A 26,774-nucleotide genomic window follows, 5' to 3' on the forward strand; every position below is an offset into this window, starting at 1 on the left:
TGCCATTCACATCTGCGATGGATGAACGCCGCCGCGGCAGCGCGCCCGGTGGCGTCTTGATTCCGGGGCGGTTCTGTGTGTCAGGGTGACGTTGCACCGGTAACCGCCTTATAGCGGTCCCACCACAGCGCCCGCGCCTCTGCCTCCCCCACGACCTTGATCGTGTCGGTCCAGAGTTTGCCCCGGTAACTGCTGCCAATATCACGTCGGGCCAGTTTCTCTGGCCAGCCCATCAGCTGGATTGCCTCGGAGATGGCCGTGATCTTGTCGGCCTTCTTGATCAGATCGGTCTGGGAGGCGGATAGCGGCCAGGGAAGACCGACGGACAGGAACAGTGCGCGATCCAGCCGGGCCTTGACCTCTTTCAGGCCCGCCGTCGCGAACAGCTTGCCATAGGGGGTGACGACGTCACCCAGCCCGCCCCCTTCATGCAGATCATGCATCAGGGCCGCCAGCCGCAGGGCAGGGCTGGCATCGGGCGCCAGCAGGGTGACCAGCACCTGTTCCAGCAGCACCGAATGCTGCAGGACATTATAGGCGGTGTCGCCCCGCGTCTGCCCGCCCCAGCGCGCTACACGCGACGCCCCCGTGACCCAATCCTCCAGCATGATATCGGCGGGCGATGGGTCATACAGGTTCACCCAGCGGCCCGACCGCATCAGCAGGTTGGTACGCGGCGCGTCCAGATGGGTGGGGACGGGGGGCGGCTTGTTCATGGGGTCAGTTCGCAGCGGGGTACAGCAGCGCCCCGACCTCGGCCAGCCGCGCCTCGTCGCTGCCGGGCGGCAGTGCCGCCATGGTCTGGGCCGCCGCCTTGGTCTGGCCCACCCGGTACTGCACCATACCCAGCCGTAACCGGACGACAGTGGGGGACAGCAGCTTGCCCTTCAAAGCCTGCTGCATCATCGCGATACCCTTATCCGTCTGCCCCAGGGAAACCAGGATCATGCCCAGCTTGGCCATGGCATTGGCATCCTTGCCCGCCGCCACCTCCTGCTGCCGCGCGGCCAATCCTTCCTTCTGGGCAGCCAGCTGTTTGGTCGCATAATCGCGCAGGCGTTCATGCCGGTCCTGCTTGGGCCCCTTGCCCAGGATACCCAGCGACCAGCCGCGTTCCAGCACAGCGGCGGCCTCTGCGGGCAGTTCCTCCACCATGGCGCGCTGAGCCATTTCGGTGAAGGAGTCCGGGTTCTCATAAGCATTGGCCGCCAGCCGCAGGCGAGCCCAGTCCAGATCCAGCTTTTCGGGGATGGGCTTGGCTTGCTGCATGGCGTTGAACAGGCGCAGCCAGTTCTCCTTGCTGCGGTCGGTGCGCAGCTGCTGCTTCAAGGTCTTGATATAGCCCTCGATATTGCCGGACCCGAATTCCGACGCCGCCTGAAGCTGCAGCACTTCCGCCGAGGGGGTACGACCAGCCTTGCGCTGATCCTCGATAATGGCGTGGGCCAGCTTGCCGGCCTTGCCGGGTTCCTTGGCCCGGAAATAGGCCTCCGCCACCATCTGGCGGAAGGCATCACTGAGCCGGCCGGCGGCCATGGCCTTTTCCCCGAACGCCGCTGACTTGGCGTAGTCCCCGGCCCGGTACCAGAGTTGCGAAAGGGTTTCCAGGGCACCCGCCTGATCGGCGGCGGATAGCGGCACCAAGCCGGTCGCCGCCTCGAACGCGATGGCCGCCTTGTCGAAACGCCCCTGGGCCTTGAAAATGGCGGCGCGCGTCTGCTCCACCGCCCATTTCTCTTCTGCCGTGATGGTGGGCACGGCCGCAGCCTTGTCGATGGCGGCCAGGGCCGCATCAAACCGGTTTGCGGCCAGCGCCTCCTTCGCCGCTTGCAGCGGCAGGCCGACCTCCCTGCTGACGGTGAGGGTGGGTGCCGCCGTCACGGGCAGCGACAGAAGCAGGCTCAGCGCAGCGGCGGACAACAGCGAACAGATCGGGTAGGCAAGGCGGGCGGGGCGCATCATCACTCCGGCATAAAAGCAGGCGGGCCGTCCGCAGGTTTTGCGTCGGATCGCGCGCAGGTTCAAGTCCCTATCCCCCCACCCCCTGTCCACAGGCAAGCCATGTCACCCGGCCCCTGGGCAAAGTGCCGGATCGCGGGCATAGTGTGCGCCTGCGAAATCCTCTTCTTCGAGTAGCGTTACCCATGGATATGTTGCCCCCGGAGCCGTCAATGGCGATGGACCCGGATATGGTCTTCTCTGTTGCTCGGCATCACCCGGAAGTTACCACTGTCGGTCGACTGGGCCTGGACCGGGTGGAGCAGGCGGCTGCCTATGGCATGGTACCGCTGGGACTGCCGCTGCCACAGGGGCGGCGCGATCTGGTGGTGATGGCGGAGCGGCGGGACGCGGTGGCGCTGGAGATTGAGGGGCTGGTGGCACGGCTGGTGCGCCGGGCCGAGTTGCTGGAACAGGGGCGTCGCGTGCTGGAGGGGACGCATGTCGCCCTGCTGGCGGCGGAGGCGAAAAGCAGGGTGCGGGCGCGGGCGCATGATGAGCTGTCCTTTGCCGAGATGCCAGGTCCGATCCGTCTGGAGGTCAGCCGCAGCTTCGACATTGATGAACTGACCGGTCTGGATGACGCCACCCTGCGGCAGCATCTGGTGGAAGACCCGCAGTTGCGTCAACTGCTGGAGGCGGCCCTGGAGGATGTGGCGGCCCGGCTGTGGCAGCTGCAAGATCTGGTGGGGGAGGCAGATGACAGCTGGACCTTCGAGAATCTGGCCCAGCGTCTGTACCGTGTCGCCCGCACCAACCATCAGCCCAATGATATCCTGCGCCGTTGGGAAGAGGTGGCGGATACCTGGCTGCGTGAACGCGCCGTGGCGCGTGGCCGCACCTTCGTGAATACCGAGTTCGACTTCGCTAAGTTCGAACGGCTGTTCCCGACGGCCCGGTCCATGGGGCGCAAGCTGGTGGCCGTCGTCGGCCCCACCAATTCCGGCAAGACCCACCGCGCCATGGCGGCCCTGCATGAGGCGGAGCAGGGCGTTTATCTGGCCCCGCTGCGCCTGCTGGCGCTGGAGGTGATGGACCGGCTGAACCGGGAGGGGACGCCCACCACCCTGCTGACAGGGGAAGAGGAAATCCGCGTTCCCGGCGCCCGGCATCTGGCCTCCACCATCGAAATGCTGGACCCCGAACAGGTGGTGGATGTCGCCGTCATCGACGAGATCCAGATGCTGGCCGACAAGGATCGTGGCTGGGCCTGGACAGCGGCTTTGATGGGTGTAGCGGCGCGCACCGTCTATCTGCTGGGTGCACCGGAGGCCCTGCCGCTGATTGAGCGGGTGGCCTTGTATCTGGGGGAACCGCTGGAGATTGTGCGGCTGGAACGCAAGCAGCCGCTGCACATGGTTGAGGAGCGGCTGGAATTTGAGGATGTGCGCAAGGGCGATGCCCTGATCGCCTTCTCCCGCCGCAATGTGCATCTGGTCCGCGACATCGTACAGGCCAAGGGCCTGACGGCCGCCGTGATCTATGGCGCGCTGGCGCCGGAGGTGCGCCGGCGCGAGGCGGAGCGGTTTACCAATGGCGAGGCGGATGTGGTGGTCGCCACCGATGCCATCGGCATGGGCTTGAACCTGCCCATCCGCCGCGTCCTGTTCACCACCTTGGAAAAGTTTGACGGGGTGGAACAGCGGGAACTGGCGCCTGCCGAGCTGAAGCAGATTGCTGGCCGCGCCGGGCGCTACGGTCATCATGAGGTGGGCGAATTCGGTGTGGTGGCCAAGGGGACGGTGCAGCAGCTGCGCACCATCTGGACCCGCCATGACCCATCCTTCGGCGCCCGCCGCGCCCTGACGGTGCGGCCTACCCGTGCCATGGTCGACCGTCTTGCCGGGCGGATCGGTCGGGACAGCATGATGCTGCTGATCGACTGTTTCGCGGCGGCGCGCACCACGGGCAGCCCCTATCGTGTGGCCGACCTGTCGGCCCTGCGCCGTCTGGCCCAAGCGTTGGACGAGCGCGATATCGGATTTGAACAGAAGCTCTCTCTGCTGTTTATGCCCTGCGACCCCGAGAAGGAGGTGGATGCCCGCTTCTTCAATCAGATCTTGCGCGCGGTCGAGACGGATGAGCCGGTGCCGCTGGGCCTGGTTGTGCCGGCCCGCATGGAACGGCTAGATGATTATGGGTTGGAGGAACTGTCACGGTCCTGCGACCTCTACTATTGGGCCAGCCGCAAGTTTCCCCGCCTGTTTCCTGACCGCAAGGCCGTGGAGGAACGCCGGGCCGAGGTGGCAGGACGCCTGTCGGAACTGTTGGCCAGCACGGCGCGGCGACAGCGCATGGGTGGCGGCAAGGGACTGGGCGGTCGGCCCGGCGGCGGCGGTGGAGGTAAGCCAAAGCCGCCGCAGGGCTTTCGGGGGGCGCCCAAGAAGCGCTACGGACCACGCAAAGGATGAGATCGGAACTGCCGGGTTTCCCCAATAGCCTACCGCCATTTGGGGATTTCCTATGACCTGTTACCACGGGGTAAACGGTGATATATATTAGAAAGTAGAAAGGTCCCCCTGTTAAAAGGTGAAGGATATGTCGCTGTCCGCCAAGGTTGAAGGAAGTACCGCTCAATCTTCGGGTGCCGGGCAATCTTATAAAGATACTGATATCTATAAATGCTATAAACATTCACCTTATTCATCTATAAAGCACTCATCTTATTTTCATACATATGAAGATTTATTCAGTTCATATCGGGGGCGTGAGATCACCTTTGTCGAGGTTGGCATTCTGAACGGCGGGTCGCTGTTCATGTGGCGGGAGTTTTTTGGCCCGAAGGCCCGTATCATTGGCCTGGACTTCAATCCCGCCGCAAAAAGATGGGAACAGGACGGGTTTGAAATCCATATCGGGGATCAGGCCAACCCGCAATTCTGGCAGGAGGTTTTTGCCAAGATCGGCAAGGTGGACATCCTGCTGGATGATGGCGGACACACTTTCGAACAGCAGATCGTGACCGTTTGCGAGGCGTTGCCCCATGTCCGGGATGGGGGCCTGATCGCGGTAGAGGATACCCACACCAGCTATTTCAAGGATTTCGGTTATCCCACCCCTTATTCCTTCATCGAATGGACGAAGGTGATCGTCGATAACATCAATTCACGGTTCCCCGGCATCAATCAGCCCTTCTCCAAACTCCCCTACAAGGACAGTGTCTTCTCGCTGCATTTCTACGAATCGATCGTGGGCTTCAAGATCCGCCGCGATATCTGTGTGCCCAGCCACCCGGTTTCCAACGGCGCCCCGACCCGCCAGCACGAGGATTTCCGGAACAAGGACAGCCTGATCGGCACAGTGGAGGAACGGTCAAACGCGCTGTCGCGCCGTCTGGCCTTCTTGCGCAACATGCCCTTCCTCTGGCGCACCTTGTCGGCTGCCAAGCGTGTCGCGATCACGGCGGTCGGCCGGTATTATCACAAGGCGCGGCTGCGCCGTCTGCGTCACCTTTTCTGACACCGGTTCTATGTCGCGGCCAGGATCGAATGGGCCAGCTTCTGCGCCTGTACCCTGATATCGGGCACAGCGGTAATCTCCCACAGAGTGCCGCGCATGATCGGCCCCATGGCGTACAGGCCGGGCACGACTTGCCCCTCTGCATTCTTCAACCGGGCATCCCGGTCGGTATCCAGACCCAGCCGAAGCGGGTCGGGCCGGACCAGTCCCGCATCCAGCAGACCGCGCAGCAGCGGGTCGCGGGTTCCGGCAATGTCGCCACCGGGACCGACACAGTTCACCGCGTGCTGCACCGTCAATTCCTCTGCCGCCCTCTGTCCGCGCCTGCGTAGCCGCAGAGAGAGTTCACCGATCTCCCCGGCGCGTAACCGTTCCAGCTTGCCCGCAATAACCCGCAGACGGCCCTGCGCCATCATAGTGCGCAGCCTTTCATCGACGGGTGGTGCCAGCCGGTGGCGATGCACATCCCACCAGGGCCGCAGATGCCGCAGGAAGCGGGAGCGTGCTTCAACCGGCAGAGCATGCCAATAGGGGCCGGTGGCGGCCCGCAGACTATCGATCACCCCATGCCATGAACGCCCCTCCGCCATGGCCGCCCGCACCGCCGCCCGCACAGCGCGAAGGGAAGCGGATAGGGAAGGGGTGATGACGGGGGCCGCCTGTGGCGTCGCAGGGTGGCCCGCCGGGCCATGGCGTCGTGGCAGAAGCCCGCGCCGAGACAGGGCCAGAATCGGCCCGACATGTCCCTGATCCGCCAGGGACAGGGCCACATCCACCATGGTCAGGCTGGTGCCCAGCAGAAGCACACCATCCTTCTCACCGATCCGGGAAAGTGCGCCTGGGGCCCAGGGATCGCTCTGGAATCGGAACGTGTCCAGAAGCGCCTTGTCCACGCCTGGTGGCGGGTCGGGCGGGAAGTTCCCCACGGCCAGCACCGCCCCATCAACCTCATAGGTCCGACCGACATCTGTGGTCACCAGAAAGCCGCCGGCGGCAGCCGGCATCAGGCCGACCGCGTCGTCAGCGACCAGGACCAGACGCCCGACAGCATCCGACCTGGTGGCCGCCTGGGACAGCATGTCCTGCAGATACTGACCATAAGTGGCACGCGCCACGAAGCCTGCTGGATCGGCGGTTTCATTCCGACCGCGCAGCCAGTCCAGAAAATGCCCTGGCTGGTCGGGAAAAGCCGACATGTTGCCGGCCCGGACATTGAGAAGATGCGCGCCGTGCTGCGTGCTGTAGGCGACCCCCTTGCCGAATCCGCGTGCGCGTTCCACCAGAAGGATGCGGGGCGCCGCCGGGCCGGCGGCCAGAAGGTGCAAGGCCACCAGTGAACCGCTGAAACCGGCGCCGATCACGGCAATGGTGGGGCGTCGGGTGCGATCCGTCATGCGGGCAGGGCTTCCTGGCTGGCGGTATTATCCTATGTCATCAGTAGGAATTAAGGCCGCCATAGAGTCAAGCCGGTTCGGCGTGACGATCATGTGACGGTGCCGGCTGACAGCCATCAGATCACGAAATCCAGCGGATGGCTCAGCGATCGCCGGCGCCGGGACGCCTCTGCCAGGGTGCAACGGTCCAGCACGGTCGCCATGGCGTCGCGCGCCTTCAGCATGGCCCAGCGGATGACGCAGGTGGCCGCGTCCTCGCAATCCTCGCACGGTTCAAACTTCAGCCGGCTGGCACAGCGGATCGGGGCGAGTGTGCCGTCGATGACGCGGATGATGTCGCCAACCGACAGATTCTCCGGCGCGCGCGCCAGACGATATCCGCCATGCCGCCCTCGCTGGCTTTGCAGCAGCCCGGCCTTGCGCATGTCTAGCAGGATGGCTTCCAGGAATTTGGCCGGAATATTCTCCGACGCGGCGATTTCCCCGATCTGGACCGTTGTGCCATCTTCAAAGCGATCAGCCAGATGGATACAGGCGCGAAGGGCGTATTTTGCCCGCTGGGTAAGCATCGCGGTCAAACTTTCCGGCACAAACAGGTCTACCCTTCATGGCGTTTCCGCGCGCCGATAGCAAGGGGCCCGTTTCGCTGATCAGCCTTCCGCTTCCGTCGCCATGGCGCGCGACAGCTCGGGGATACGGTCTGCCAAGGCGCGTTGCGCCCGCTCTGCCGCAGCGGCGAGATGCGCCAGCGGTTTCGCCAACGCGGCCCGGTCGGTGCCCGCATCAATTGCCTGTTCCAGGTCGCGCGCTGCCTGCGACAGTTCCATCAGGCCGAAATTTCCGGCCAGGGAAACCATGGAATGGGCCTGGGCCCGCACAACATCCACGCTGATCGTGCTATCGCCGACCAGGGCCGTACGCTGCCGCAGGGTCGTGGCCACCTCCTCCATCATGGGCAGCAGCGCACCCGCCCCCATCAGCGCTTCCAGCTGTGCCTGCATGTCCATGGACAGCACAGGCAGATTGCCGCCAGCGGGGCCGCCAGCGGGTGCTGGTGCCTGGGCGGGGCCGATGCGCTGTGACCAGCGGGTCAGGGCGGCGACCAGATGGCTGGCTTCGATCGGTTTCGCGATATGGTCGTTCATCCCGGCCTTGCGGCAGCGTTCTACCTCCGACGGCAGGGCGTTGGCAGTCAGGGCGATGATGGGGATGCGGCCCGCGACGGAGGGCAGGGCGCGGATGGCGCGCGTTGCCTCCAGCCCATCCATCCCCGGCATCTGCACATCCATCAGCACCAGATCATAGGTCGTGCGCTGGACGGCGGCTACGGCGGCGGCGCCATCGACGGCGATATCGACCCGGTGGCCCACCCGTTCCAGAATGGCGCGAACCAGAAGCTGGTTCACGGGTAGGTCCTCTGCCACAAGGATATGCATGGTGCGGGCGTCAGCCCCATCCTCGCCGGCACCGGGTGTTGGCAGGGCGGGTGCATTGCTGGGCGGATCAGTGAGGCGGAGGGGGATCTCGATCCAGAACAGGCTGCCCCGCCCCGCTTCGCTGGATAGGCCCAGCCGTCCGCCCATTAAGGTGATCAGGCGCTTGCAGATCGCCAGACCCAGGCCCGTTCCGCCATAGCGGCGGGCCGTGGAGGCGTCGGCCTGATGGAACGGCTCGAACAGCTGTGGCTGACGCTCCGGTGCGATGCCGATGCCGGTATCGGCGACCGCAATGCGCAGCGACCCGTTGCCCTCGCCCGCGATCGTGGTGGCCGACAGGGTGACATGGCCGGCCTGCGTGAACTTGACGGCATTGTTCAGCAGGTTCAGCACCACCTGCCGTACCCGTGTCGGGTCAAGCATCAGCCAGGGGGGCAGGTCGGCTGAAAGATCGATCCGCAGGGACAGGCCCTTTTCCTGTGCCATGGGTCGGACCAGTTCGGCACAGGTTTGCAACATGCCCACGGTGTCGGTGGGCATCTCCTCCAGCTGAAGGTGTCCGGCATCGACCTTGGAGAAATCCAGCACGTCATTGATGACGGCCAGAAGCGTGCGCCCGGCTTCCGCCTGCAAGCCGATGTAACGCCGCCGCTCCGTCTCCGGCAGGTCGGCGGTCAGCAGCAGGTCGGCAAAGCCGATCACGGCATTCAGGGGCGTGCGCAACTCGTGGCTGACGGTGGCCAGGAAGTCGGTCTTGGCGCGGGCCGCCGCCTCCGCCTCCCGCCGTGCCATCAGCAGGGCTTCCTCCTGTGCGGTCCGGTCGGTCACGTCGCTGACAGCGCCGAACAGGGCGAAGGGCTTGCCATCGGGCCCGAACTCCACCACCCCGCGCGTCACGACATGACGCGTCTCGCCTGTGGGCCGGATGATGCGCAGGCCCATTTCATAGCTGGCGCCCGACTGCATGGCCGTGGTCACAAGCTCACGTAACCGGTCACGGTCCTCTGGGTGATGGGCGGCCAGTGTGGCCTCCATGGTCGGCTGGAACTTGTCTTTGCGCAGGCCATAGATGCGATAGACTTCGTCCGACCAGGTGAGGCGGCGGGTCGACAGCTCGAACCGCCAATGGCCGACCATCGCAAGCTGCTCACCCAGCCGCAGCAGGCGGTTGGCCTCTGACAGATCGCGTGATTGCGCCCGCCGACGGCGCGCCTCCACCGCCAACGCCCGGAACAGCGCGATCATTCCCAGGCTGGCGATTGTCGCGGCGGCCAGGGCGCGCAGGGCCAGCGTCCACCAAGGCGTCAGAACATCGCTCAAGGCCCGGCCAACCAGGGCGTAGAGCGGGTAGGAGCGGACCTGACGGAAAGCCAGCAGCCGGTGAATGCCATCCACGCTGCTGATATTCTCCACCACCCCATGCGGGGTCTGGCGCGCTGTGGACATCAGGGCGCCATCGTCCAGCACCTGTCCCAGGCCGCTGTTGCCGTCGCCATTGTCGGCGCGGCTGGAACGGGCCCGGATGATCCCGTCCGCTCCCAGCAGATTGACCACGCCGTTCTCGCCCAGATCCAGCTTGTGGTAATAGGCGGAGAGGTAGAAGGGGTCCATGGCCAGGGTGATGATACCGGCCAGGGTACCATCGAGGTGGTTTAGCCGCAGGCTGACCGGCAGCGACCATCTGCCCGACAATCGGCCAACGATGGGCGGGCCGACAAAGACGCTGCCCGTGTCCTGTCCGACATGCACGGCGACATGGGCGCGGTCCAGATAGTTGGTGATCCGCGCTTCCGGCCCCATGCCCAGCGAACTGTCGATCAGGTAGCCATCGGCACCGATGATCGACATCTGCACCGTGAAGCCTTCGGGCATCGTGTGCTTGCGCATGAACCGGCGCAGGTCGAAGCCGGTCGGGTCCGTTTCATATTCGGTCTTGGCCGTGCGCAGCGTCTGTTCGACCGTGGACAGGATCCAGAAGGACTGTTCCTCGAATGCCAGCGCTAGATTGGAGACATCGCGCCGAGCCTGGTCCAACGCCCGCTCGCGTTCCAGCCACAGCAGCACGCCCGTCCCACCCCAGATCAGGACCAAGGTGAATGCCAGGATCAGGGTCAGCTTCTTGGACGCGACCACCATCGATTCTCCGGGCGGCGGCAATTCCCCTGCCGCGCGATCATTCGATACCTGGACTAAGTAACAAACCAACCCCGCCTATTGGCGGGTGCAGAAGGTTAGGTCACGTGATCAGGCGTCGGATAAGATATGGAAACGACCTCCAGTTCCTCCAGCCCCGCCGGTGTGCGCAGCGTGACCAGATCGCCCTCACGCGCCTTCAGAAGGGCCCTCGCGACGGGCGAGACCCAGGAAATCCGCCCTGGCCCCATATCCGTCTCATCCACGCCGACGATTGTCACAGTATTCTCCATGCCGTCTTCGCGGGCATAAGTGACGGTGGCGCCGAAAAACACCTGATCGCGGTGCTTTTGCTGGCTTGCGTCCACGACATTGGCGATTTCCAGACGCTTGGTCAGGAAACGCATGCGTCGGTCGATCTCGCGCAGGCGCTTCTTGCCATAGATATAGTCGCCATTTTCCGACCGGTCGCCATTGCCGGCGGCCCAATGCACGATCTCCACGATCTTGGGCCGTTCCACGCGCAGCAGGTTCTGCAACTCCCGTTGCATGCGGTCGAAACCCTGCGGGGTGATGTGATTCTTGGTGCCCGGCGGCAGCGGGCGCGGATCATCGGCGCCGTCATCATGGTCAGCGGCGGCGTCGCGCGCATTCTCGTTGACCCAGGCCTTGCTCATCCCTGCACCGCACCCGTTGCGAAACCAGCACAGGGTTTAACGCGGATCTGGCCTGTCAGGAAAGGGAAGCTTCACCCCGCCAGGGCAATGTCGCTTACATCCGAGGCCGTGAGTCGGGCCAGACGATGGTCGGGCAGGGCGCAGAGCAGTTTCACCCGCCGCTCCACCATGCCGAACACAAGATTCAGCAGGGCACGACGTTCCGTCTCCGATCCTTCAAGCGCCAGCGGATCGGGGAACCGCCAAGTCACCCGCATCGGATTGCCGGTGAAGGCCGGCTGCGGCAGCGCGGTGGACTGTTCGCAAACATGAAAGACGAAATCCAGATCCGGCGCATCAGGGCCTGTGAACAGATCCCAGCGCTTTGGCCGCAGCGTCTCCGTGTCGACCCCAACCTTGCGCAGCAGGTCGAGCGTGATCGGATCGGCTTCGTCGCGCGGTTCGGGGCCGGCAGAGAAGGTATCAAAGCGGCCCGCCCCCCATTTGCGCAGCAGCCCCTCCGCCATCAGGCTGCGCGAGGCATTGCGGCGGCAGATGAACAGAACGGAAAAGGGACGGTCAGGCGACATGGGTCGGACCCCGTTGCGCGTGGATAGCGCCTGGGGACTTACCGCATCATCGGCGACAGAAATGTCACCATTCCATGGTGGTTGCGTGACAGGAACGGGCAGAAGCCCTTATGCGCCACCATTCAGGCGGTTCCAGACGCCACGGACCTGCCCGGCAAGGCCCATCGGTTCGAACGGTTTGGCGATGACATCCACCACGCCCAGCGCAAGGAAAGCCTCTACTTCGCGCGGTTGTACCTTGGCGGTGATGAAGATGACGGGGATATCGGCGGTCTCCGGATCATCCTGCAGCGCGCGTAGCGTTGCAGGCCCATCCATGACCGGCATCATCACATCCAGCATGATCAACTGTGGCTTGAAGCGCTTGGCCATTTCCACGGCCTTGGTCCCACTGTCGCACAGTTCCACAGTGAACTTCCCGATCCGGGTCAGCGCCAGATTGGTGACGGTGCGCAGCATTTCCTCATCCTCGACATAGAGGATACGCTCAAGCGCGGGGATCATGGGGGGGCTCCACGGGTGCTGACATTGCGCCGGTTTCCAACTCGGGGGCCATCCTATGTATCAGGCTGCGGATGGTGTCCACCAGTTCCTCGTTGCGGGCCCTGGACTTGACCAGTGTGGCCGCGACCTGCCGCATCTTCACAGGCCCCGCATCGGCGCCGGTAAAAACCACGATGGGCACGGGCAGTCCCTGCCGGTCGCGCAGATGCGGGATGACATCCAGGCCGCAGCCGTCGGGCATGTCGATATCGATGATCCCGATATCGAACGGCCCCGCCGCGGCTGCTTCCATGGCTGCGGCCAGGGTGGAGGCTGGGTGTATTTCTGCCTGTCCGGACAGGAGATGGCGGATGACGGCCTGGATATCGGCATCATCCTCCACATGCAGCAGTCGGGGCCGGTGGGGGGCATCATCGCGGACGGCCCGGCGCAGGCCGGCGATCAGCCGTTCCTCGTCAATGGGCTTGGACAGCCAGTCGATGACGCCCACGGCCTCTCCCTCGATGGCGTCGCGCTCGCCATCACCGCTGGCTGTGACAACGATAACCGGCAGGTCCCTGGTTTCCGGTTGGGCACGGATGGCGCGGAACAAGCTGACCCCCGGCAGGTCGGGCAGCATCAGGTCCAGGGTCATGGCCTGGAACGGATGGCGGGCCAGCAGGGACAGGGCCTCCCCCGCCGTTGCGGCGACGGTCGGCGTGAAGCCGGCCTGCGACAGCATTAGCGACAGAAGCCGGGCGATATGGGGATCATCCTCGCAGATCAGGATATCGGCGGGAATCGGGGCCGGCATCGCTGGTGGCGACACAACATTGGCATCCTGCAAAACCGGGAGGTCGATATGAAACCGGGTACCGTGACCGGGCACGCTGTCGAAACCGATCTGCCCGCCCTGGCGTTCCACGATCTCCTTGGTGATGGCCAGGCCCAGGCCCGTTCCGCCTTTGGCCCGGCTGTCGGAACCGTCCGCCTGCGCGAAACGCTGGAAAATGCGGTCGCGGAAACTCTCATCAATGCCGATCCCCTGGTCCGCCACCGTCGCCCGCACCATACCGTCAGGGCGCAGTTCCATTGACAGGGTTACTGTGCTGCCGGGCGGGGAGAATTTCACGGCATTGGAGATCAGATTGGCGAAGGCCTGGGCCAGCCGGTCCGGATCGACCATGACCTTGGCTTCTGCCCGTGTCTGTGGTGCCAGACCCGGACCGGCGGCCAGCTTCACCTGCGACCGCTCCGCCAGGGCCAGATGGTCACGCACCGCCTCATCCAGAAGGGCCGGCAGCGACCGCGGTGCCAGATCGAAGCGCATCTTGCCTGATGCGATCTTCTCCATGTCCAGCAGATCGTTGATCAGGCGGATCAGGCGCTCGGTGCTTTCCTGAGCGATATCCGTCAATTGCCGCGCATCGGTGGGCAAGGGGCCGAACATGTCGGAATTGATCATCCCCAACGAGGCACGGATGGCGGTCAGCGGTGTACGCAGTTCGTGGCTGACCGTGGAAATGAATTCCGACTTCAGCCGGTCCATTTCCTTTAGGTGCGAGATGTCATTGGCCACGCCCAGGAAGCCCGTCACTTCTCCCTGGCCGTCGCGGATGGCGGTGACGGATAGCAGGACGGGGAAATGGCGGCCATCGCGGGCGATATAGGTCCATTCCCGCTGATCCCGCTTGCCCAAACGGGCGCGGTGCACAAAGGCCTCGAACGGATCGGGGGGCGGCTGACCCAGATCGGCGGTCAGCTTGGCGACGGCGCGCGCCACCTCTCCCATGTCATGGAAGCATTTGGGCGTTTCTTTGCCCACCATCTCGGCGGCGGTATAGCCCAGCATGCGTTCTGCCCCGCGGTTGAAGGCGCGGATTGTGCCGTGGGGGTCGGTGACGATGATGGCATTGTCGGCACTGTCGACAATGGCCTGAAGCTCGCTGGTCAGGCGGCGCATCTCATCCTCGGCCTGTTTGCGGGCCGTGATCACCTCGGTGAACATCACGATACCGCCGACGCTACCGTCGATATCGTACCAGGGATGGATTTCCCAGCGCAGCCAGACGACGGAACCGTCTGCGCGCTGGAACTGATCCTCGGCGGCACTGGCATGTTCGCCGGCCAGGCAGCGTTCATGGATGCCCCGCCACCGCTCCTCGATCTCCGGAAAAATCTCGTAATGCGAGCGGCCGATCAGGTCGCGGTCATTCAGATCATAGTCGGACAGCCAGCGCCGGCTGACGGCGACATAGCGCAATCTTGTGTCCAGCATGGCGATGGCCGCCGGCGCATGCCGGATGAACAGGTCCAGCAGATGTTCACGCCGGCGAAGGGCATCGGCCAGTGACTGGCCAGCCAGATGCACCGCCCGAAAGGCACCGGCGGCGCGCGACAGGTCGCCGACCTCATCCGGCCTTGAAATGTCGGGCATCGTCACGTCGGTCTCCCCACGCGCGATCTGCTCGAACACCTCGGTCAGCTTGGCCAGCGGCCGCAGCACCCGCCAATGCACCAGCAACAGGGCCACACCGCCAATGATCAGCGTGGCCAGGCACAGCAGCACACCCTGGGCCAGACTGACCAGCGCGTCCTGTGACAGGCGGCGGGCCCGGACCTCCGTTACGGATTTGGAAGCGGTCAGCACCGCCTCCACGGCCTCGATCCCCGTCGTTGCCATGCTGAACCAGTCGGCGGCGGAGACCGGGTCGATCTGTCCGGCACGGGCCAGATCCATAGCCCTTCGACGGAACGGCTCAATGCGGTTGGAGATCAGGCTATCGGTGGCGGACGTGGCGATGCGCACTGTCTCCATGCCGACATCGCTCTGGGCGGCCAATTGCCGGACATTTTCCCAGGCCAGGGTGAAGCGGGTCTCCGACTCCGCCAGCATTTCGATGGTGTTCGGGGTGGCGCCGCGTATCAGGGCCGCCGACAGCAGGGCACGCAGCCGCCCCGCCTGCTCCGCCGCGATCCAGGCCGACTGACGCAGCGGGGCATGCGCGGCGATCAGCGGGTCGATGATGGGGGAACGGTCGGCCAGCATCTGATGCGACAGCCGGGCCTGATCGATCAGGCCCGTCATGGTGCCGAACCAGCGCTCCGCCAGATCGTCCGGTCGCTCCGCCTGTGTCCGGTATAGTGCTTCGTCCAGCTGCTCGCGCATGGACCCCAGGGTCTTGCGCGCCTGACGCAGCGTGGCCAGAAGTTCCGTGGCGCCGTTGGGGGCCTGATCGGGATGGGACAGATGGGTCAGCAGCGTGTCCAACTGCGTGTCGGTATGGGTGCGGACCGACCGCAGCGGGGCCAGCTGTGCCTCCCCCGGCACGGTTTCCTGGGACAGCAGGACATAGGTCGTACCGCGTTCCAGCGCCCAGCCCAGCGCCAGTTCCACCAGCATGCCGCGCGCCTGATCGGCCGCCAGATACCGGTCGGCCGCGCGTTTGTCGTTCCAGTCACGCAAAAGCCCCAGGACAGCCAAAGCCACCAGGGCGGCGGCCATGACCAGCATCAACAGGGGGATCAGCAAGCGAAGGCGCATGCGCGGTCGGTCCGCTCCGCAATTCAGGATGCGGACCGGAACGAACTGTCCGTCGTCCCTTCCCGCGAAACGACGATGACGCAATCAAGCGGTGCAGACCAGCGTCAGAACGCCTCCCTATCCTAAAGCTTATAACGTCCTTAGGGAGAGACGGCACCGCCCCATTGCCTACTCCAGATAGCCGTCGACCTCGGCAGCCGCCCGTTCCAGCGGCCAGTTCAGGCGCTCGATGATCTCATCAATCGCGTCTTCCGGTGACAGCGACCCACGGCCCAGCTTTTCCAGAATGGCGTCGAGAATCGACTCCTCCTTGGGGTTGGGGCGACCGTAGGGCTTCAGAATATCGAGAATGCTGCTCATGCGCGTTGCTGTTTCCCGCTGGAGCCTGCCCCGGTGGGGGCGGCTGATGGGGGCGAGATTACACGCCCAGCCCCGCTGTTGGCTAGCGGTCAGGGGCTCAGCCGCGACCGAAATCCATCAGGTCGGGTGCGTTGTTGACCAGCGTTTCGGCCATGGCCTCGACACGGGCCAGAAGGCCGGGCTCAAGGCCCTCGACGATTTCCGTCTCATTCTTCATTTCAGAAAGTTGTTTAACCCAGCGCTCCAACACGAATCGTGTTCCGATCGGCATATGGCTTATATTGGCAGCCATCTTCTCCAGGCGCGGGGCAACGGCGCCCAGATGCAGCTGCCACAGGGCCACGGTCAGCTGACGCAGCTGGCGTTCCACCTGGGCTCGCCGCTCCTCGTCCAATGAGGCGGTGTTGGACCGCATGACCGAGGTGAAGGCGGCCACCGCTTCGAAGGCGGGACCCAGCTCCTTGAACTGCCGCAGCGCGATGGTAACGTCCGGTGGAATGGGCAGACCGGCGCACCGATTCTGCAGACGGGCCAGATCTTCCTGCAGCAATGCCAGCTGCAATCGAATGGTCCGGTCGGCTGATTTGCTTTGCATCCGAAAGATACCTCCACCAAAAGGTATAAACCGAATCGCCAGTCTGCAAAGCGGGAAATGCATTCGCCCCTGCTTGGCGGGTGTTGCAAGTATTTCCACAGCACTCGAACAAACCTTCTATGACCATTCGCCGTTGCGGTGCCGCAACACTCGCCATTTCGCGGTAAGCCACCTGTGCTGATGGTATGGATGAGGAACGCGTTCGGCGGAAAAAGGAATCGTCATCCTGTCATAAATTATTGGTATTAAAGGATTATATTTGATCGCGCAGTAACTGTGCCGGTGAGTGGCGCTGCGTTGTGGCGTGACAGGAAAGTCTTGATGCGGCTGGTCATGATGGTATTTTGGACCCAGCCACACGCAAGAAGCCTCTCGCAACGCGAAAAAGAAGTGGTATAAGGCACATCGGTCCAACCTCTGGGGAATTTACCAATGAAAAAGGAACTCTTGGCTCTGACGTTCGCCATCGCGCTGGGCGCAGCCCCGAGCATCGCTAACGCACAGAGCACTTCCGGCGCCGCGCCGGCGGCTGCTCCGACCGCCACCGGTTCTGCCGCTGGTGCGGGCGCCTCTGGCGTCGCCCTGGGTTCCCTGGGCACCGTTGCTGTTGTCGGCGCCGTCGCCGTTGCTGGCGTCGTGGCTGCCGCTTCCGGTGGTGGTGACGAAGAGCAGCCGGGTCCCGGCCCGGGTCCGGGTCCTGGCACCCAGACCACGCCGACCAGCACGAGCACCAGCACGCGCACGGCGACGTCGACCCGCTGATCGGGTCCGTACCAGCAGGCTGTGGGCTATGGAACTGGACCTCTGGATCGCTCCGGAGGTCCTTTTCTTGTTTGCGCGTTTTGTGGCGGGCAGGGCGGCGTCACAGAACATCCACATGTCCTTTAGTGCTGCCAGGCTCCGGGTTACGCCGCCGGCTTGATGATCTCGATATTCACGGGCTCTGTGCGGTCGTGAATGTGCTGCCGGGTTTTCCAGCAGAAGCCGGTCGCCGGTTCGATCCAATAATCATTGCTGAAGGGCTTCATCCCCGTCATCACCACGTCTTCACGCAGGTGGGTCAGGGTGAAGTCGCGTTCCAGGATCGTGACCTTTTCCGTGCCCAGGTCGCTGAACCGGCCTTTGACCGCAACATCGAACAGGCCTGCGGCCTGAATATCGACATGGCGGATATACTCCTTCCCGATCAGCGAGCGCAGATCGGGGATGGTATCCTGCGGAAATGACGTGCGTGACAGATCGCCGGGCAGCCCCACGGTCTGTATCAGGAAGGGGCCGCGTGTCACCAGCACCTGCCGCGTCTGGCTATAATAATAGAGTGCCCCATTTCCGCCGATTTCGCCCAGCACCATGAAGGCCTCACTGCTGTCCTCCAACCAAGCCAGGATTGAGGCATAGGGCAGGGCATCCGCCTGCGCCCGCGTCACAGGTGCCTTGCCGCCAATGCCACCCACCGCCGCCACAGTTGCCCAGTACGGAGATTCAGTGTTACCCAGGTCTCCGCATGCCGTCAGGACAGTGGCTGGCAGCAGCGTGGTGGCGATCGCACCCAGGCATTGGCGACGGTTCAGCAGTGTCGCGTGGCCTTTGGAATCGCTTTTGGGAAGTGTCATGGAGAACTCGATGCGTCGTGTGTTCAAGGGCGCCGTCAGTGGGCGGCACTTGCAGGTCGGTCTAGCATGTGCCGCCCTGCTTGTCAGTGCTGTGATGCCCGCCGCTGCCCAGACCATCGAGTTGCCGGATGGGGCCATCGACCTTCGAAACCTGCAGAGCCAGTTCGGCCAGCGTGGCAACACGCCACAAAATGCCAGCAGCCAGTTGGATCGGTCCCGCACGGGTGTCGGGGGTGTCGACAATTATCTTAATATGCCGTCCGGCCAGACGCAGTTCGATGCGCGCGACCCGATGGACCCGGCCTTCGCGGAAAATGCGGAAATGCGCCGCCCGTCGCCGCTGGAGCGTCAATATAGCCAGCGCGCGGGCAAGCGCCTGGAACAGTTTGGCTATGACCTGCGCAACGAGCGCCGGCTGACCTCCACGGCCCTGCTGAACGGGTCGGTGCCGGATGATTATGTCCTGGGCATCGGTGACGAACTGGTTGTGACATTGCGCGGCCAGGTCAACAGCACGACCAGCGTACGGGTGGACCGCGAGGGGCGCATCGTGCTGCCCAATATGGTCCCTGTTGCTGCCGCCGGTCGCCGCTTTGGTGAGTTCCGGGAGGATCTGACGGCCCAGGCCCAGTCCGCCTTCATCCAGACCAACGTGTTCGTTTCCGTCGGCTCCGTGCGCTCAATCGGCGTACTGGTGACCGGTGAGGTCCGTGCGCCGGGCCGTTACACGCTGACCAGCTTCTCCAGCCTTGTCGATGCCCTGTCACAGGCCGATGGCATTCAGAAGTCGGGATCGCTGCGTGCGCTGAAGATCCTGCGCGGCAACACCACCATCGCGGTGGACCTCTATGATGTGCTGCTGGGCAGCCGTACGCTGAATGATCTGCGGCTTCAGGATGGGGACCAGATCGTGGTACCCGCCATCGGGGAAACCGTGGCGGTGCAGGGCGATGTGGTGCGCCCCGGCATTTACGAGCTGAAATCCAATGAGGCCGGCCTCTCGGCTGTGCTGGAACTGGCCGGCGGGCCGCAGCGTGCGCGCGGCAACCGCATCGATGTTCTGCGGTTGGACAAATCGGGCCGCAATCAGGTGATCCGCAACGCCACCGGCGGGGCCAAGGTCGTGGCCGGTGACATCGTCTCGGTGGACTTGCCGCGTGATGCCTTCGCCCTTGAGGGTGCTGCGGAGATGCCGGGTGGCCGTGGCCTGGCCGAAGCCAAGACGCTGCGCGATGTGCTGAGCGATCCCTATGTCCTGTCGGCCAACCCCTACCTGCCTCTGGCCGTCATCGACACTGAGGACCCCGTGACGCGGCAGCGCCGCTATGTGCCTATCGACCTTCAGCGCGTCCTGGATGGCTCCATGAATATGACGCTGCGGGAACGCGACCGCGTGATCGTGCTCAGCCAGGCGGATATCCGCTATCTGGGTTCCGCCGACGTTCAGGCCGTACTGCGTGGGGAACAGCCGCCCAGTGTGAAGCTGGCCGTTGATCGCACCATCACTGGTGAGAAGTTGGCCATGGCCGGTGCTGCCTCGTTTCCCGCGGAGGACGCTGCCACGAGCCAGTCGAGTCAGCAGCGCTCACAGGCCCGCCGCACGCGGGAGCCTGCCGCCGGCACGGGCTTCGATGCCTATGAGGCGTACCAGCAGGATCGTGACCGCCAGCAATACGCGCCCCGCGACGAGATCCAGGACGGACGGGAGAGTGACGGCACGGGCCGCCCGCGCCGTCTGATCGGGACCTATCAGGATCCGACCAATCCCGCCGGTGTCCGTCTGGTCGAATCCGATGTGGAATGTGGTGGCCTGCAGACCCTGGCTTCGCTGGCGTCTGAGGGCTTGCAGCAGCGCTATTCTGTAGCGATGCGTACCGGTTCTCGGCAACTGGTGGATACGTCGGTGATTGATATCCGGTCCTGCCCGCGCATTTTCCACCGTCATCCCGACCTGCTGCCCTTCCTGCTTGAATACGCCATCTCCATCGAGGGTGAAGTGCGTTTTCCCGGCGTCTATCCCGTTGTGCCGGGTGTCAAGGCGGACACGGTGTTGAAGGCCGTGGGGGGCGTGACCCTGGACGCCGATTCCGATGCCGTGGAGATGACCAATGTCCAGGGCGAGCGTACGGCGGACATGAGCCTGCGCCAGCTGAACCAGTCCACCCTCAATCCCGGTGATGTGGTCCGTATTGCGGCCCGTGTCGCCAAGCGCGAGGTCGGCGTCGTCAAGGTGGCTGGCGAGGTGATGCGTCCCGGTCGCTACGACATCAAGCGGGGTGAGCGTCTGTCGGATTTGCTGCGTCGTGTCGACGGGCTGACCGCCGAGGCCTTCCCCTATGGCGCGGTCTTCACGCGTGAACGCGTGCGACAAGCCGAGGAGGCGGGCTTCCGCCGTGCCGCCCTGGAACTGGAACAATCCATTCCTAGCGTCATGGCCAGCGCATCGGGTCAGGAAGCCGAACAGGCACGTCAGGCCCTGCCGTTCCTGCAAGGCCTGATCGCCAGCCTAAAGGCGACAAAGGCCGTGGGCCGCGTTGTGGTTGAGGTTGACCCCACCGTGCTTGCCGCGCGCCCGGAGCTGGATTTCGTGCTGGAGCCGGGTGATGAGTTGATCATCCCCAAGCGGCCCTCGCATGTGACCGTGTCGGGTGAAGTCCTCAACGCCGGTTCCGTGATGTTTAAGAGCGGTAAATCGGCCCGTGACTATATCAAGATGGCCGGTGGCGTCACCTCTGCGGCGGAGGAGTCCGATGCGTTCGTGATCTATCCCAACGGTGAGTCCGAGCCGTTGAGCCTTGGTCGGTTCAGCGACGGCAGCGTGCCGATTCCGCCAGGGGCGACCATCGTGGTGCCGCGTGACCCGCAGCCGTTCAACTTCCTGACCATGACCCGTACGGTCGTGGGCCTGTTGAGCGATCTGGCCCTGTCGGCGGCGTCGCTGGCCGTGATTTCCCGGAACTGAGGCGGATAGATCGTGACCATGTTCCGCTTCGGCAGGACGGCAACCGCCGCCATCGCGCTTCTGGCGATGGCGGCTCCGGTCGCCGCCCAGGAGAACAATCCCTTCCTGCCCTGGCGGCCACCGGAGACGGTGAACGATTTTGGTGGTACTGGCCTGATCCAGACCCCTGTCGCCCGGGCAGCACCCGATGGTCAGGCCTATGCCGGCTTTACTTATGTCTGGCCCTATTCACGCTATTTCATCACGGTGCAGGGGCTGCCCTGGCTGGAAGCCACCCTGCGCTATACCAGCGTCGCCAACCGCTTCTACGGGCCCGAAGATTTCTCCGGGTTCCAATCCTACAAGGATCGCGGCATCGACGTGAAAGTGCGGCTGGTCGAGGGCAATGCCACCTGGCCGAATGTAGCTGTCGGGCTGCGCGATATTGCCGGCACCGGTCTTTTCGGTTCCGAATATATCGTTGCGGATCAAAGCCTCGGTGACTTTGACCTGTCCCTGGGCATGGGCTGGGGCAATATGGGCACCCAGAACAAGTTCAGCAATCCGCTGGGTCTGATTTCTAAAAAGTTCAAGACGCGCCCGACCGGCTTCACAGAGGGCGGTGGGGCCCTGTCGACGGACTTTTTCCGCGGCCCCGTCTCGCTTTTCGGCGGGGTTGCTTGGCAAACGCCGCTGGAAGGGCTGCGTCTGAAGCTGGAATATGATCCGAACGACTATCAGAGCGAGCCGCTGGACAATGACCTGAAACAGTCCATCCCCCTTAATATCGGCTTTGATTACAAGCCGTGGGATTGGCTGCAGGTTGGTGCCGCACTGGAGCGTGGCAACCGCGCCATGCTTCGTTTCGCAACGACAACGAATTTTCATAAGGCGAAGGGGCCGGGCAAGATCGACGCGCCGCCGCCCCCGCTGATGCCCACGGCCGCTGCTGCCGCTGCTGCCCCCTCGGCGGCGCCCGCTGCCGCGCCTGATGCACCGCGTTCTGCGTCCGCGCCGGCGGATGATGTGCGGACGGGCCTGGGCCGGCAGGCCGCACTGGATGGTCTGGCGCTTCAGCATTTCGCCCGCATGGCCGGTGAGATCCATATCACGGTGGCGGGAACGCCCGCGCGCGACAGCGTGGCCGTATCCTATGATCTGGCCCGCCGCGCGGCGGAACTGGCGCCAGATTTCACGGGCCGCATCCAGGTGACGCGGGTTGAATATAACCTGCCCTGGATGGTGACCAGTTTTGAGGCCGACAGTCTGCGCCGGGATGCGGGGCTGCGCGTCACCAGCCGTGCCCCGGTCCCCGCCATCTATCCGGTCCCGCCCGTTACGGGCCAGGCACCGGATGAGACAGTACGCAAGGAATTGTCCGCGCAGTTGCAGAAGCAGGGTTTCTTCCTGTCGGCGGTCGATTACAAGGCTCCGAAGGTGACCCTGTTCCTGGGCAATGGCCGCTATCGGCAGGTGCCGAAGGCCATCGGGCGCGCGGCCCGCACAGCCGCTGCCGTCCTGCCGCCCGAATATCAGGAGATCGAGATCATCTTCGTGGACAATGGCATGGAGATGCTGTCGGCCACGATATTCCGGGTCGATCTGGAACGTGCCTTGTCCCCCTATGGCGGGTCCATCGAGGAAGCCTGGATGCGCACCAGCATCGAACGGCCCTCTGCCAAGGCCGAGGATGCCAGCCATCCCGAAGATGTGGAATATCCCGGCGTCGGCTGGAACATCCGGCCGGCCCTGCGTCAGACCTTAGGCCGTCCGGAAAGCTTCATCCTGTATCAGGCCTGGGTGCGTCTGAACGGCACGCTGGTCCTGGCTCCGGGCCTAAACCTTGCCGGCGGGCTGGGCATCGACGTGTCGAACAATTTCGACAAGATGCGCATCCCGTCGGACAGTCTGTTGCCGCGTGTCCGGTCCGACATCAAGGAGTACCTGCAGCAGGGTACGACCGCGATGACCTATCTCCAGGCCGACTATACGCGGGAAATCGGCACCGACACCTATGCCCGCGTTTATGGCGGGTATCTGGAGGAAATGTTCGGCGGCATGGGCAGCGAGGTCCTGTACAAGCCGTTCGGTAAGGAATGGGCTATCGGGCTGGACGTGGCCTGGGCTAAACAGCGTGACTATGACCAGTGGTTCAAGTTCCGCCCATACGATGTCGTTACTGGTCACCTGACCGGCTATTATCATTACGAGCCACTGGGCGTTGACGCCAATGTGAAGGTAGGACGCTATCTGGCTGGTGATGAGGGGGCGACGTTCGAATTGTCCCGCACGTTCGACAGCGGTGTTACGGTCGGTGCCTTTGCGACCTTCACCAATGTGTCACCGGAGAAGTTCGGTGAAGGGCGCTTTGACAAGGGTATTTACTTCATCATTCCGCTGGACAATCTCTATGTGAAATCCACCCGGGGCAGCCTGGGTTGGCTGTGGCGACCGTTGACCCGCGATGGTGGCCAGACTCTCAGTGCTCGTCGGCCACTGATCGGTCAGGTGAATGCCGCTGATGGCGCTGCGCTACGGCGCAATTGGAACTTGTTACTGGATTGATGACGGAAGCACAGAGTTTTTATCGCGATTTTCTTAGGAAGATGATGATGGGCAATGCTCTGCAATTGATGGATATCCGGACAGTTGAGCGTTTGCTCCGCGCGAAGTGGCGTTGGTACCTGGCGGCATTGGTTCTCGGTTTTCTCGCGACAGGCCTCTTTCTACCGCTACTCGACAAGGGGTACAAGGCGGAGGCGACTATCCAGTTGCGGGAAGAACAGCGCAGTCCCCAGCTCAGCAGCATCCTTTCCAGCCTCTCCAACTCCGACAGCTACAACTCACTTGACGCGGTGTTGGGGTCCCGGACTTTGGCGGAGAGGTTGGCGGCACGCCGAGACGTCGTCGATGCACTGAGCATAGACAAGCTGCGGGGTTCCGTTATGCGCCGTATCACCAATGTCATTGAGACCGGTCTGTTCGGCATGGACAGTGCTGGCGAGGCGGGATTGGCCGACAACATCCGGCAACTGCTGGTGGAACGTTTGTCGCTAAGCCGCTCCGGTACGACATCCAGCGTGGTATCTATCGAATTCTCCGCCCGCAGTGAGGACGCGTCCAAGCTGGTTCTGATCGCGATCATGCAGGAAGCAGACACGTTGCTACGCGCCATCAACGTTTCAGGGCTTGAAGAACGCCAGGTACGGGTGAATCTTATGCTTCAGCAGGCCGCGGTGGAAAGTACGCGCAAGTCGTTGGTCACTCTTTATGAGCGATTGGGCGGCGACCTGATCAGCGCACGATCTCTGTCGCCATATGCATTCACGGTCATTGATGCACCATCGGCGGCGACCACCCGGTCCCGGCCAAACTTCATCATTATCTGGGTAAGCTTGACGGCAATGCTCTTTGTCATGATTTCCGCGGTGGTTGTATTTTCGGCTAAGGCAAGAGCCGAATGACCCATATCGCAGCAGTAGGAACACATAACAGTACAGTCGCGTCCGGCGCAGGGGAGACGGGTCTGCTGGTTGCCGCCTTCCTGTTTTTCTCCTTTTTTCCGTATATCAAGGTCATCCCGCTGCCAATTGATACCCAACCGACGGCGGTCTTATTGGGAATGATGCTGTTGTTTCTTTTGAAGCGACATGCCAGCGCACCAGATATTTGGGTAATCGGCGCCATGACCGCAGCTGCTGTGGCCCTGTTTGCGATTGGAGCGAAGGATTTATCGGCGATCCGCAATATCACTGGATATATATCCCTGTTCGTCTTCGCCTACCTTTTCTTTCTTATCGCTGCCGAACAGCCGGACAGGTTGCGGCGCTTCGTGGCGGTGGCCATCTGTGTATGGCTGGCCGTTGGCCTTATGCAGGTCCTGTTGGGCAAAGGCTTCATGACCTTTCTGATATCCGACGCCCGGACTACGGCCGGTCGTGGTGTAACCAGCCTGGCACCGGAGCCAACCTTCTATGCCAGCCAAGTGCTGTTCCTGCTGATCATTCACCTGATATTGGGGGGAAGCCGGATTATTGCGCTGCTGGCATTGATCTCTATATTTATCTGCTCGATTTCCAGCCAGGTGGTCATGATTCTGGCGGTCGCGACGGCGGCATCCGCGCCTTTCATGATTGGCCGCCGTAATGCTCTGATGGTATTCACTGGGATCTTTGTAGTCACGGCCTTTTCCTCCATTGTCTTCGTAGAATTTAAGGATCGATTTAGAATTTTTTATCTCCTTGATATCATCGTTCGCAATCCAACCAGTATTCTTTTGGTGGATGCATCGGCCAATGAAAGGTTTGCAGCTATATATGTATCATTCACATCTTTACAAGAAAATATGTTCTTGCCACATGGAATTTCTGGTCAGATATTCTATGAAAAATACGTTATTCTTAAAAAGTTGAATCCGGAATTCCTCTGGTTTGCTGCGCCGAACAAGTCCAATCTTTCCGGTGCGGGCCGTATCGCATTTGAGCTGGGGGCTCTGTTCTTCTTATTCATGTTAATTGTTATCAGATCGGGTTTGCAGATGAAGGGGGCTTTGCCGATGAGGATATTCGTATTGTTCTCGTACTCCTTGCTTCTATTCTCTGCAATCCCGCTTGCGCACCCAATGCTGGGTGCGGTGATCGGGGTGATGATCGCTTTCCGTGACCAGCCGAATGCTAGCCGGGGCTGGGCCATTTAATGAAGGTCGGCTTCATCGTTCCCGCCCTGATCGGCGAATCCGAACTGCTTCACGCTTGCATCGCCAATCTGCTAAAGCAATGCCGGGCCGTTCCGGCTATCACACCTGTCATCGTGGTATGTGTGCAAGGGCAGGGCTATCTTCCTTCACTCCCTGCCGTGACTGGTTCTGCATCGGTGACTGTGTATCGCCTGCTCGCGTTCGGCGTGTCCGCGGCTCGCAACTGCGCACTGGCGTTGATCGAAAATGTTGTCGATGCTGTGATGTTTGTGGATGTCGGTGTCCGTCCCGGGTATTCCTTCCTGGCAGCAGCTACCGCCGCCCTCGAAAGGTGGCCGATTGTTTCTGCACCTGTAGTCTTCTCTGAGCACCCGTTTGACGGCAGCGATGGAAAAATAAGGGGTGAAGCAATAAGTCGGCTGGTCTTCCGTGGATTTATTTGGTCCTCTATGTTTCGCGTCGATTATGTCCGTGGGATCAGGTTCAACGAGGATGTAGGGCCTGGGACCCCCTCACGCCATCAGGCCGGTGAAGATTCACGGTTTCTCTATGCGGTTTGGGCGCGATCGGGGCTGGAGAAAGTGGGCTGGTTGTCGGGCCAAGCTGTTACTCGGTTGCCAAGGCACGATCTGCAGGTAAAAATCTCTCGTTACGCTTGGGGGCAGGGCTGGTTGGTTGGGCGGTATGTTACCCTGCCGGCGAGTCGGTTAGGTGATAGGGGCTATTTTCTTTGGAGAGCAGTGCTTTTCTGCGCGAAAAGTGTCCTGATGTTATTCCGGCCGGACAGCAGGAGGGTCGGTGGCCTTCGGTTGCGGGCCTTCATTGCCGGTGTGCGCGGCAGTGATCCTGGTGCCCCACCGCTCGCGGGCTGAGCGT

20 protein-coding genes are annotated in these 26,774 nt (G+C 62.9%); 8 read left to right on the forward strand and 12 right to left on the reverse strand.

The genetic code is table 11. The annotated features are described in order from the left end of the window. Positions 1-80 precede the first annotated feature (80 nt). Together C0V82_RS21845 and C0V82_RS21850 are read right to left on the reverse strand one after the other, a co-directional pair. Positions 81-716, reverse strand: a complete 636-nt coding sequence (locus tag C0V82_RS21845; protein WP_102114576.1) for a hypothetical protein — start codon at positions 714-716, stop codon at positions 81-83. 4 nt (positions 717-720) lie between these two features. Beyond that, positions 721-1,962 carry a tetratricopeptide repeat protein gene (locus tag C0V82_RS21850; RefSeq protein ID WP_158660132.1) on the reverse strand — a complete coding sequence of 414 codons (1,242 nt, stop codon included), beginning with the start codon at positions 1,960-1,962 and terminating at the stop codon, positions 721-723. A gap of 209 nt (positions 1,963-2,171) precedes the next feature. Between C0V82_RS21850 and C0V82_RS21855 the strand changes: the two genes are divergently transcribed. Both C0V82_RS21855 and C0V82_RS21860 read left to right on the forward strand, forming a co-directional pair. Further along, on the forward strand, positions 2,172-4,409 hold the full coding sequence (locus tag C0V82_RS21855) for a helicase-related protein (protein WP_245924301.1): 2,238 nt from the start codon (positions 2,172-2,174) through the stop codon (positions 4,407-4,409). A 127-nt stretch (positions 4,410-4,536) separates the two neighbouring features. After that, a complete protein-coding gene (locus C0V82_RS21860; protein ID WP_281262377.1) occupies positions 4,537-5,457 on the forward strand; it encodes a class I SAM-dependent methyltransferase in 921 nt (306 codons plus the stop codon). An 8-nt stretch (positions 5,458-5,465) separates the two neighbouring features. Here the strand turns inward: C0V82_RS21860 and C0V82_RS21865 are convergent, their stop codons facing one another. From C0V82_RS21865 to C0V82_RS21905, 9 genes are all read right to left on the reverse strand, one after another. Further along, positions 5,466-6,851, reverse strand: coding sequence for an FAD/NAD(P)-binding protein (locus C0V82_RS21865; RefSeq protein WP_102114580.1), 1,386 nt, complete (start codon positions 6,849-6,851; stop codon positions 5,466-5,468). Between the two features lie 116 nt (positions 6,852-6,967). Beyond that, positions 6,968-7,420 (reverse strand): RrF2 family transcriptional regulator, encoded by a 453-nt coding sequence (locus tag C0V82_RS21870; protein WP_102114581.1) that lies wholly within the window; start codon positions 7,418-7,420, stop codon positions 6,968-6,970. 81 nt (positions 7,421-7,501) lie between these two features. Then, positions 7,502-10,423 (reverse strand): ATP-binding protein, encoded by a 2,922-nt coding sequence (locus C0V82_RS21875; protein WP_102114582.1) that lies wholly within the window; start codon positions 10,421-10,423, stop codon positions 7,502-7,504. A gap of 95 nt (positions 10,424-10,518) precedes the next feature. Further along, positions 10,519-11,097, reverse strand: a complete 579-nt coding sequence (greB, locus tag C0V82_RS21880; RefSeq protein ID WP_102114583.1) for a transcription elongation factor GreB — start codon at positions 11,095-11,097, stop codon at positions 10,519-10,521. A gap of 71 nt (positions 11,098-11,168) precedes the next feature. Beyond that, entirely contained in the window at positions 11,169-11,666 is a 498-nt protein-coding gene (locus C0V82_RS21885) for an arsenate reductase/protein-tyrosine-phosphatase family protein (protein WP_102114584.1), read from the reverse strand. Positions 11,667-11,774: 108 nt separating this feature from the next. After that, entirely contained in the window at positions 11,775-12,170 is a 396-nt protein-coding gene (locus C0V82_RS21890) for a response regulator (protein WP_211107937.1), read from the reverse strand. Next, positions 12,154-15,693 carry a PAS domain S-box protein gene (locus C0V82_RS21895; protein ID WP_102114585.1) on the reverse strand — a complete coding sequence of 1,180 codons (3,540 nt, stop codon included), beginning with the start codon at positions 15,691-15,693 and terminating at the stop codon, positions 12,154-12,156. The genes C0V82_RS21890 and C0V82_RS21895 overlap by 17 nt, the downstream gene beginning before the upstream one ends. Before the next feature lie 168 nt (positions 15,694-15,861). Then, complete coding sequence (locus C0V82_RS21900; RefSeq protein WP_054169837.1) at positions 15,862-16,053, reverse strand: hypothetical protein; 192 nt, start codon at positions 16,051-16,053, stop codon at positions 15,862-15,864. 97 nt (positions 16,054-16,150) lie between these two features. Continuing rightward, entirely contained in the window at positions 16,151-16,648 is a 498-nt protein-coding gene (locus tag C0V82_RS21905) for a hypothetical protein (protein ID WP_102114586.1), read from the reverse strand. 432 nt (positions 16,649-17,080) lie between these two features. Here C0V82_RS21905 and C0V82_RS21910 point away from each other — a divergent pair, with 432 nt between their 5' ends. Beyond that, positions 17,081-17,410: a hypothetical protein gene (locus C0V82_RS21910; protein ID WP_054169839.1), complete on the forward strand. Its 330-nt coding sequence runs from the start codon at positions 17,081-17,083 to the stop codon at positions 17,408-17,410. 143 nt (positions 17,411-17,553) lie between these two features. Here the strand turns inward: C0V82_RS21910 and C0V82_RS21915 are convergent, their stop codons facing one another. Then, positions 17,554-18,261, reverse strand: a complete 708-nt coding sequence (locus tag C0V82_RS21915) for a YjbF family lipoprotein (protein WP_158660133.1) — start codon at positions 18,259-18,261, stop codon at positions 17,554-17,556. 10 nt (positions 18,262-18,271) lie between these two features. On the opposite strand from C0V82_RS21915, the gene C0V82_RS21920 reads away from it, so the two are divergent. The 5 genes from C0V82_RS21920 to C0V82_RS21940 are packed head-to-tail and all read left to right on the forward strand — an operon-like array spanning position 18,272 to position 26,770. Continuing rightward, positions 18,272-21,223, forward strand: coding sequence for an SLBB domain-containing protein (locus tag C0V82_RS21920; RefSeq protein ID WP_158660134.1), 2,952 nt, complete (start codon positions 18,272-18,274; stop codon positions 21,221-21,223). 18 nt (positions 21,224-21,241) lie between these two features. Next, positions 21,242-23,767: a YjbH domain-containing protein gene (locus tag C0V82_RS21925; protein ID WP_102114589.1), complete on the forward strand. Its 2,526-nt coding sequence runs from the start codon at positions 21,242-21,244 to the stop codon at positions 23,765-23,767. Continuing rightward, entirely contained in the window at positions 23,767-24,666 is a 900-nt protein-coding gene (locus C0V82_RS21930; RefSeq protein WP_102114590.1) for a GumC domain-containing protein, read from the forward strand. The genes C0V82_RS21925 and C0V82_RS21930 overlap by 1 nt, the downstream gene beginning before the upstream one ends. After that, on the forward strand, positions 24,663-25,898 hold the full coding sequence (locus tag C0V82_RS21935) for a hypothetical protein (protein WP_102114591.1): 1,236 nt from the start codon (positions 24,663-24,665) through the stop codon (positions 25,896-25,898). Before C0V82_RS21930 ends, C0V82_RS21935 begins: the two co-directional genes overlap by 4 nt. Further along, positions 25,898-26,770, forward strand: coding sequence for a hypothetical protein (locus C0V82_RS21940; RefSeq protein ID WP_102114592.1), 873 nt, complete (start codon positions 25,898-25,900; stop codon positions 26,768-26,770). Before C0V82_RS21935 ends, C0V82_RS21940 begins: the two co-directional genes overlap by 1 nt. The last annotated feature ends 4 nt before the right edge of the window (positions 26,771-26,774 follow it).

The organism is Niveispirillum cyanobacteriorum, assembly GCF_002868735.1.
Taxonomy (GTDB): Bacteria; Pseudomonadota; Alphaproteobacteria; order Azospirillales; family Azospirillaceae; genus Niveispirillum; species Niveispirillum cyanobacteriorum.

Bases quoted from the DNA above. Each gene is read 5' to 3' on its own strand.
- C0V82_RS21845 (WP_102114576.1), bottom strand. From the start codon at position 716: ATGAACAAGCCGCCCCCCGTCCCCACCCATCTGGACGCGCCGCGTACC.
- C0V82_RS21850 (WP_158660132.1), bottom strand. From the start codon at position 1,962: ATGATGCGCCCCGCCCGCCTTGCCTACCCGATCTGTTCGCTGTTGTCC.
- C0V82_RS21855 (WP_245924301.1), top strand. From the start codon at position 2,172: ATGGCGATGGACCCGGATATGGTCTTCTCTGTTGCTCGGCATCACCCG.
- C0V82_RS21860 (WP_281262377.1), top strand. From the start codon at position 4,537: ATGTCGCTGTCCGCCAAGGTTGAAGGAAGTACCGCTCAATCTTCGGGT.
- C0V82_RS21865 (WP_102114580.1), bottom strand. From the start codon at position 6,851: ATGACGGATCGCACCCGACGCCCCACCATTGCCGTGATCGGCGCCGGT.
- C0V82_RS21870 (WP_102114581.1), bottom strand. From the start codon at position 7,420: ATGCTTACCCAGCGGGCAAAATACGCCCTTCGCGCCTGTATCCATCTG.
- C0V82_RS21875 (WP_102114582.1), bottom strand. From the start codon at position 10,423: ATGGTGGTCGCGTCCAAGAAGCTGACCCTGATCCTGGCATTCACCTTG.
- greB (WP_102114583.1), bottom strand. From the start codon at position 11,097: ATGAGCAAGGCCTGGGTCAACGAGAATGCGCGCGACGCCGCCGCTGAC.
- C0V82_RS21885 (WP_102114584.1), bottom strand. From the start codon at position 11,666: ATGTCGCCTGACCGTCCCTTTTCCGTTCTGTTCATCTGCCGCCGCAAT.
- C0V82_RS21890 (WP_211107937.1), bottom strand. From the start codon at position 12,170: ATGATCCCCGCGCTTGAGCGTATCCTCTATGTCGAGGATGAGGAAATG.
- C0V82_RS21895 (WP_102114585.1), bottom strand. From the start codon at position 15,693: ATGCGCCTTCGCTTGCTGATCCCCCTGTTGATGCTGGTCATGGCCGCC.
- C0V82_RS21900 (WP_054169837.1), bottom strand. From the start codon at position 16,053: ATGAGCAGCATTCTCGATATTCTGAAGCCCTACGGTCGCCCCAACCCC.
- C0V82_RS21905 (WP_102114586.1), bottom strand. From the start codon at position 16,648: ATGCAAAGCAAATCAGCCGACCGGACCATTCGATTGCAGCTGGCATTG.
- C0V82_RS21910 (WP_054169839.1), top strand. From the start codon at position 17,081: ATGAAAAAGGAACTCTTGGCTCTGACGTTCGCCATCGCGCTGGGCGCA.
- C0V82_RS21915 (WP_158660133.1), bottom strand. From the start codon at position 18,261: ATGACACTTCCCAAAAGCGATTCCAAAGGCCACGCGACACTGCTGAAC.
- C0V82_RS21920 (WP_158660134.1), top strand. From the start codon at position 18,272: ATGCGTCGTGTGTTCAAGGGCGCCGTCAGTGGGCGGCACTTGCAGGTC.
- C0V82_RS21925 (WP_102114589.1), top strand. From the start codon at position 21,242: ATGTTCCGCTTCGGCAGGACGGCAACCGCCGCCATCGCGCTTCTGGCG.
- C0V82_RS21930 (WP_102114590.1), top strand. From the start codon at position 23,767: ATGACGGAAGCACAGAGTTTTTATCGCGATTTTCTTAGGAAGATGATG.
- C0V82_RS21935 (WP_102114591.1), top strand. From the start codon at position 24,663: ATGACCCATATCGCAGCAGTAGGAACACATAACAGTACAGTCGCGTCC.
- C0V82_RS21940 (WP_102114592.1), top strand. From the start codon at position 25,898: ATGAAGGTCGGCTTCATCGTTCCCGCCCTGATCGGCGAATCCGAACTG.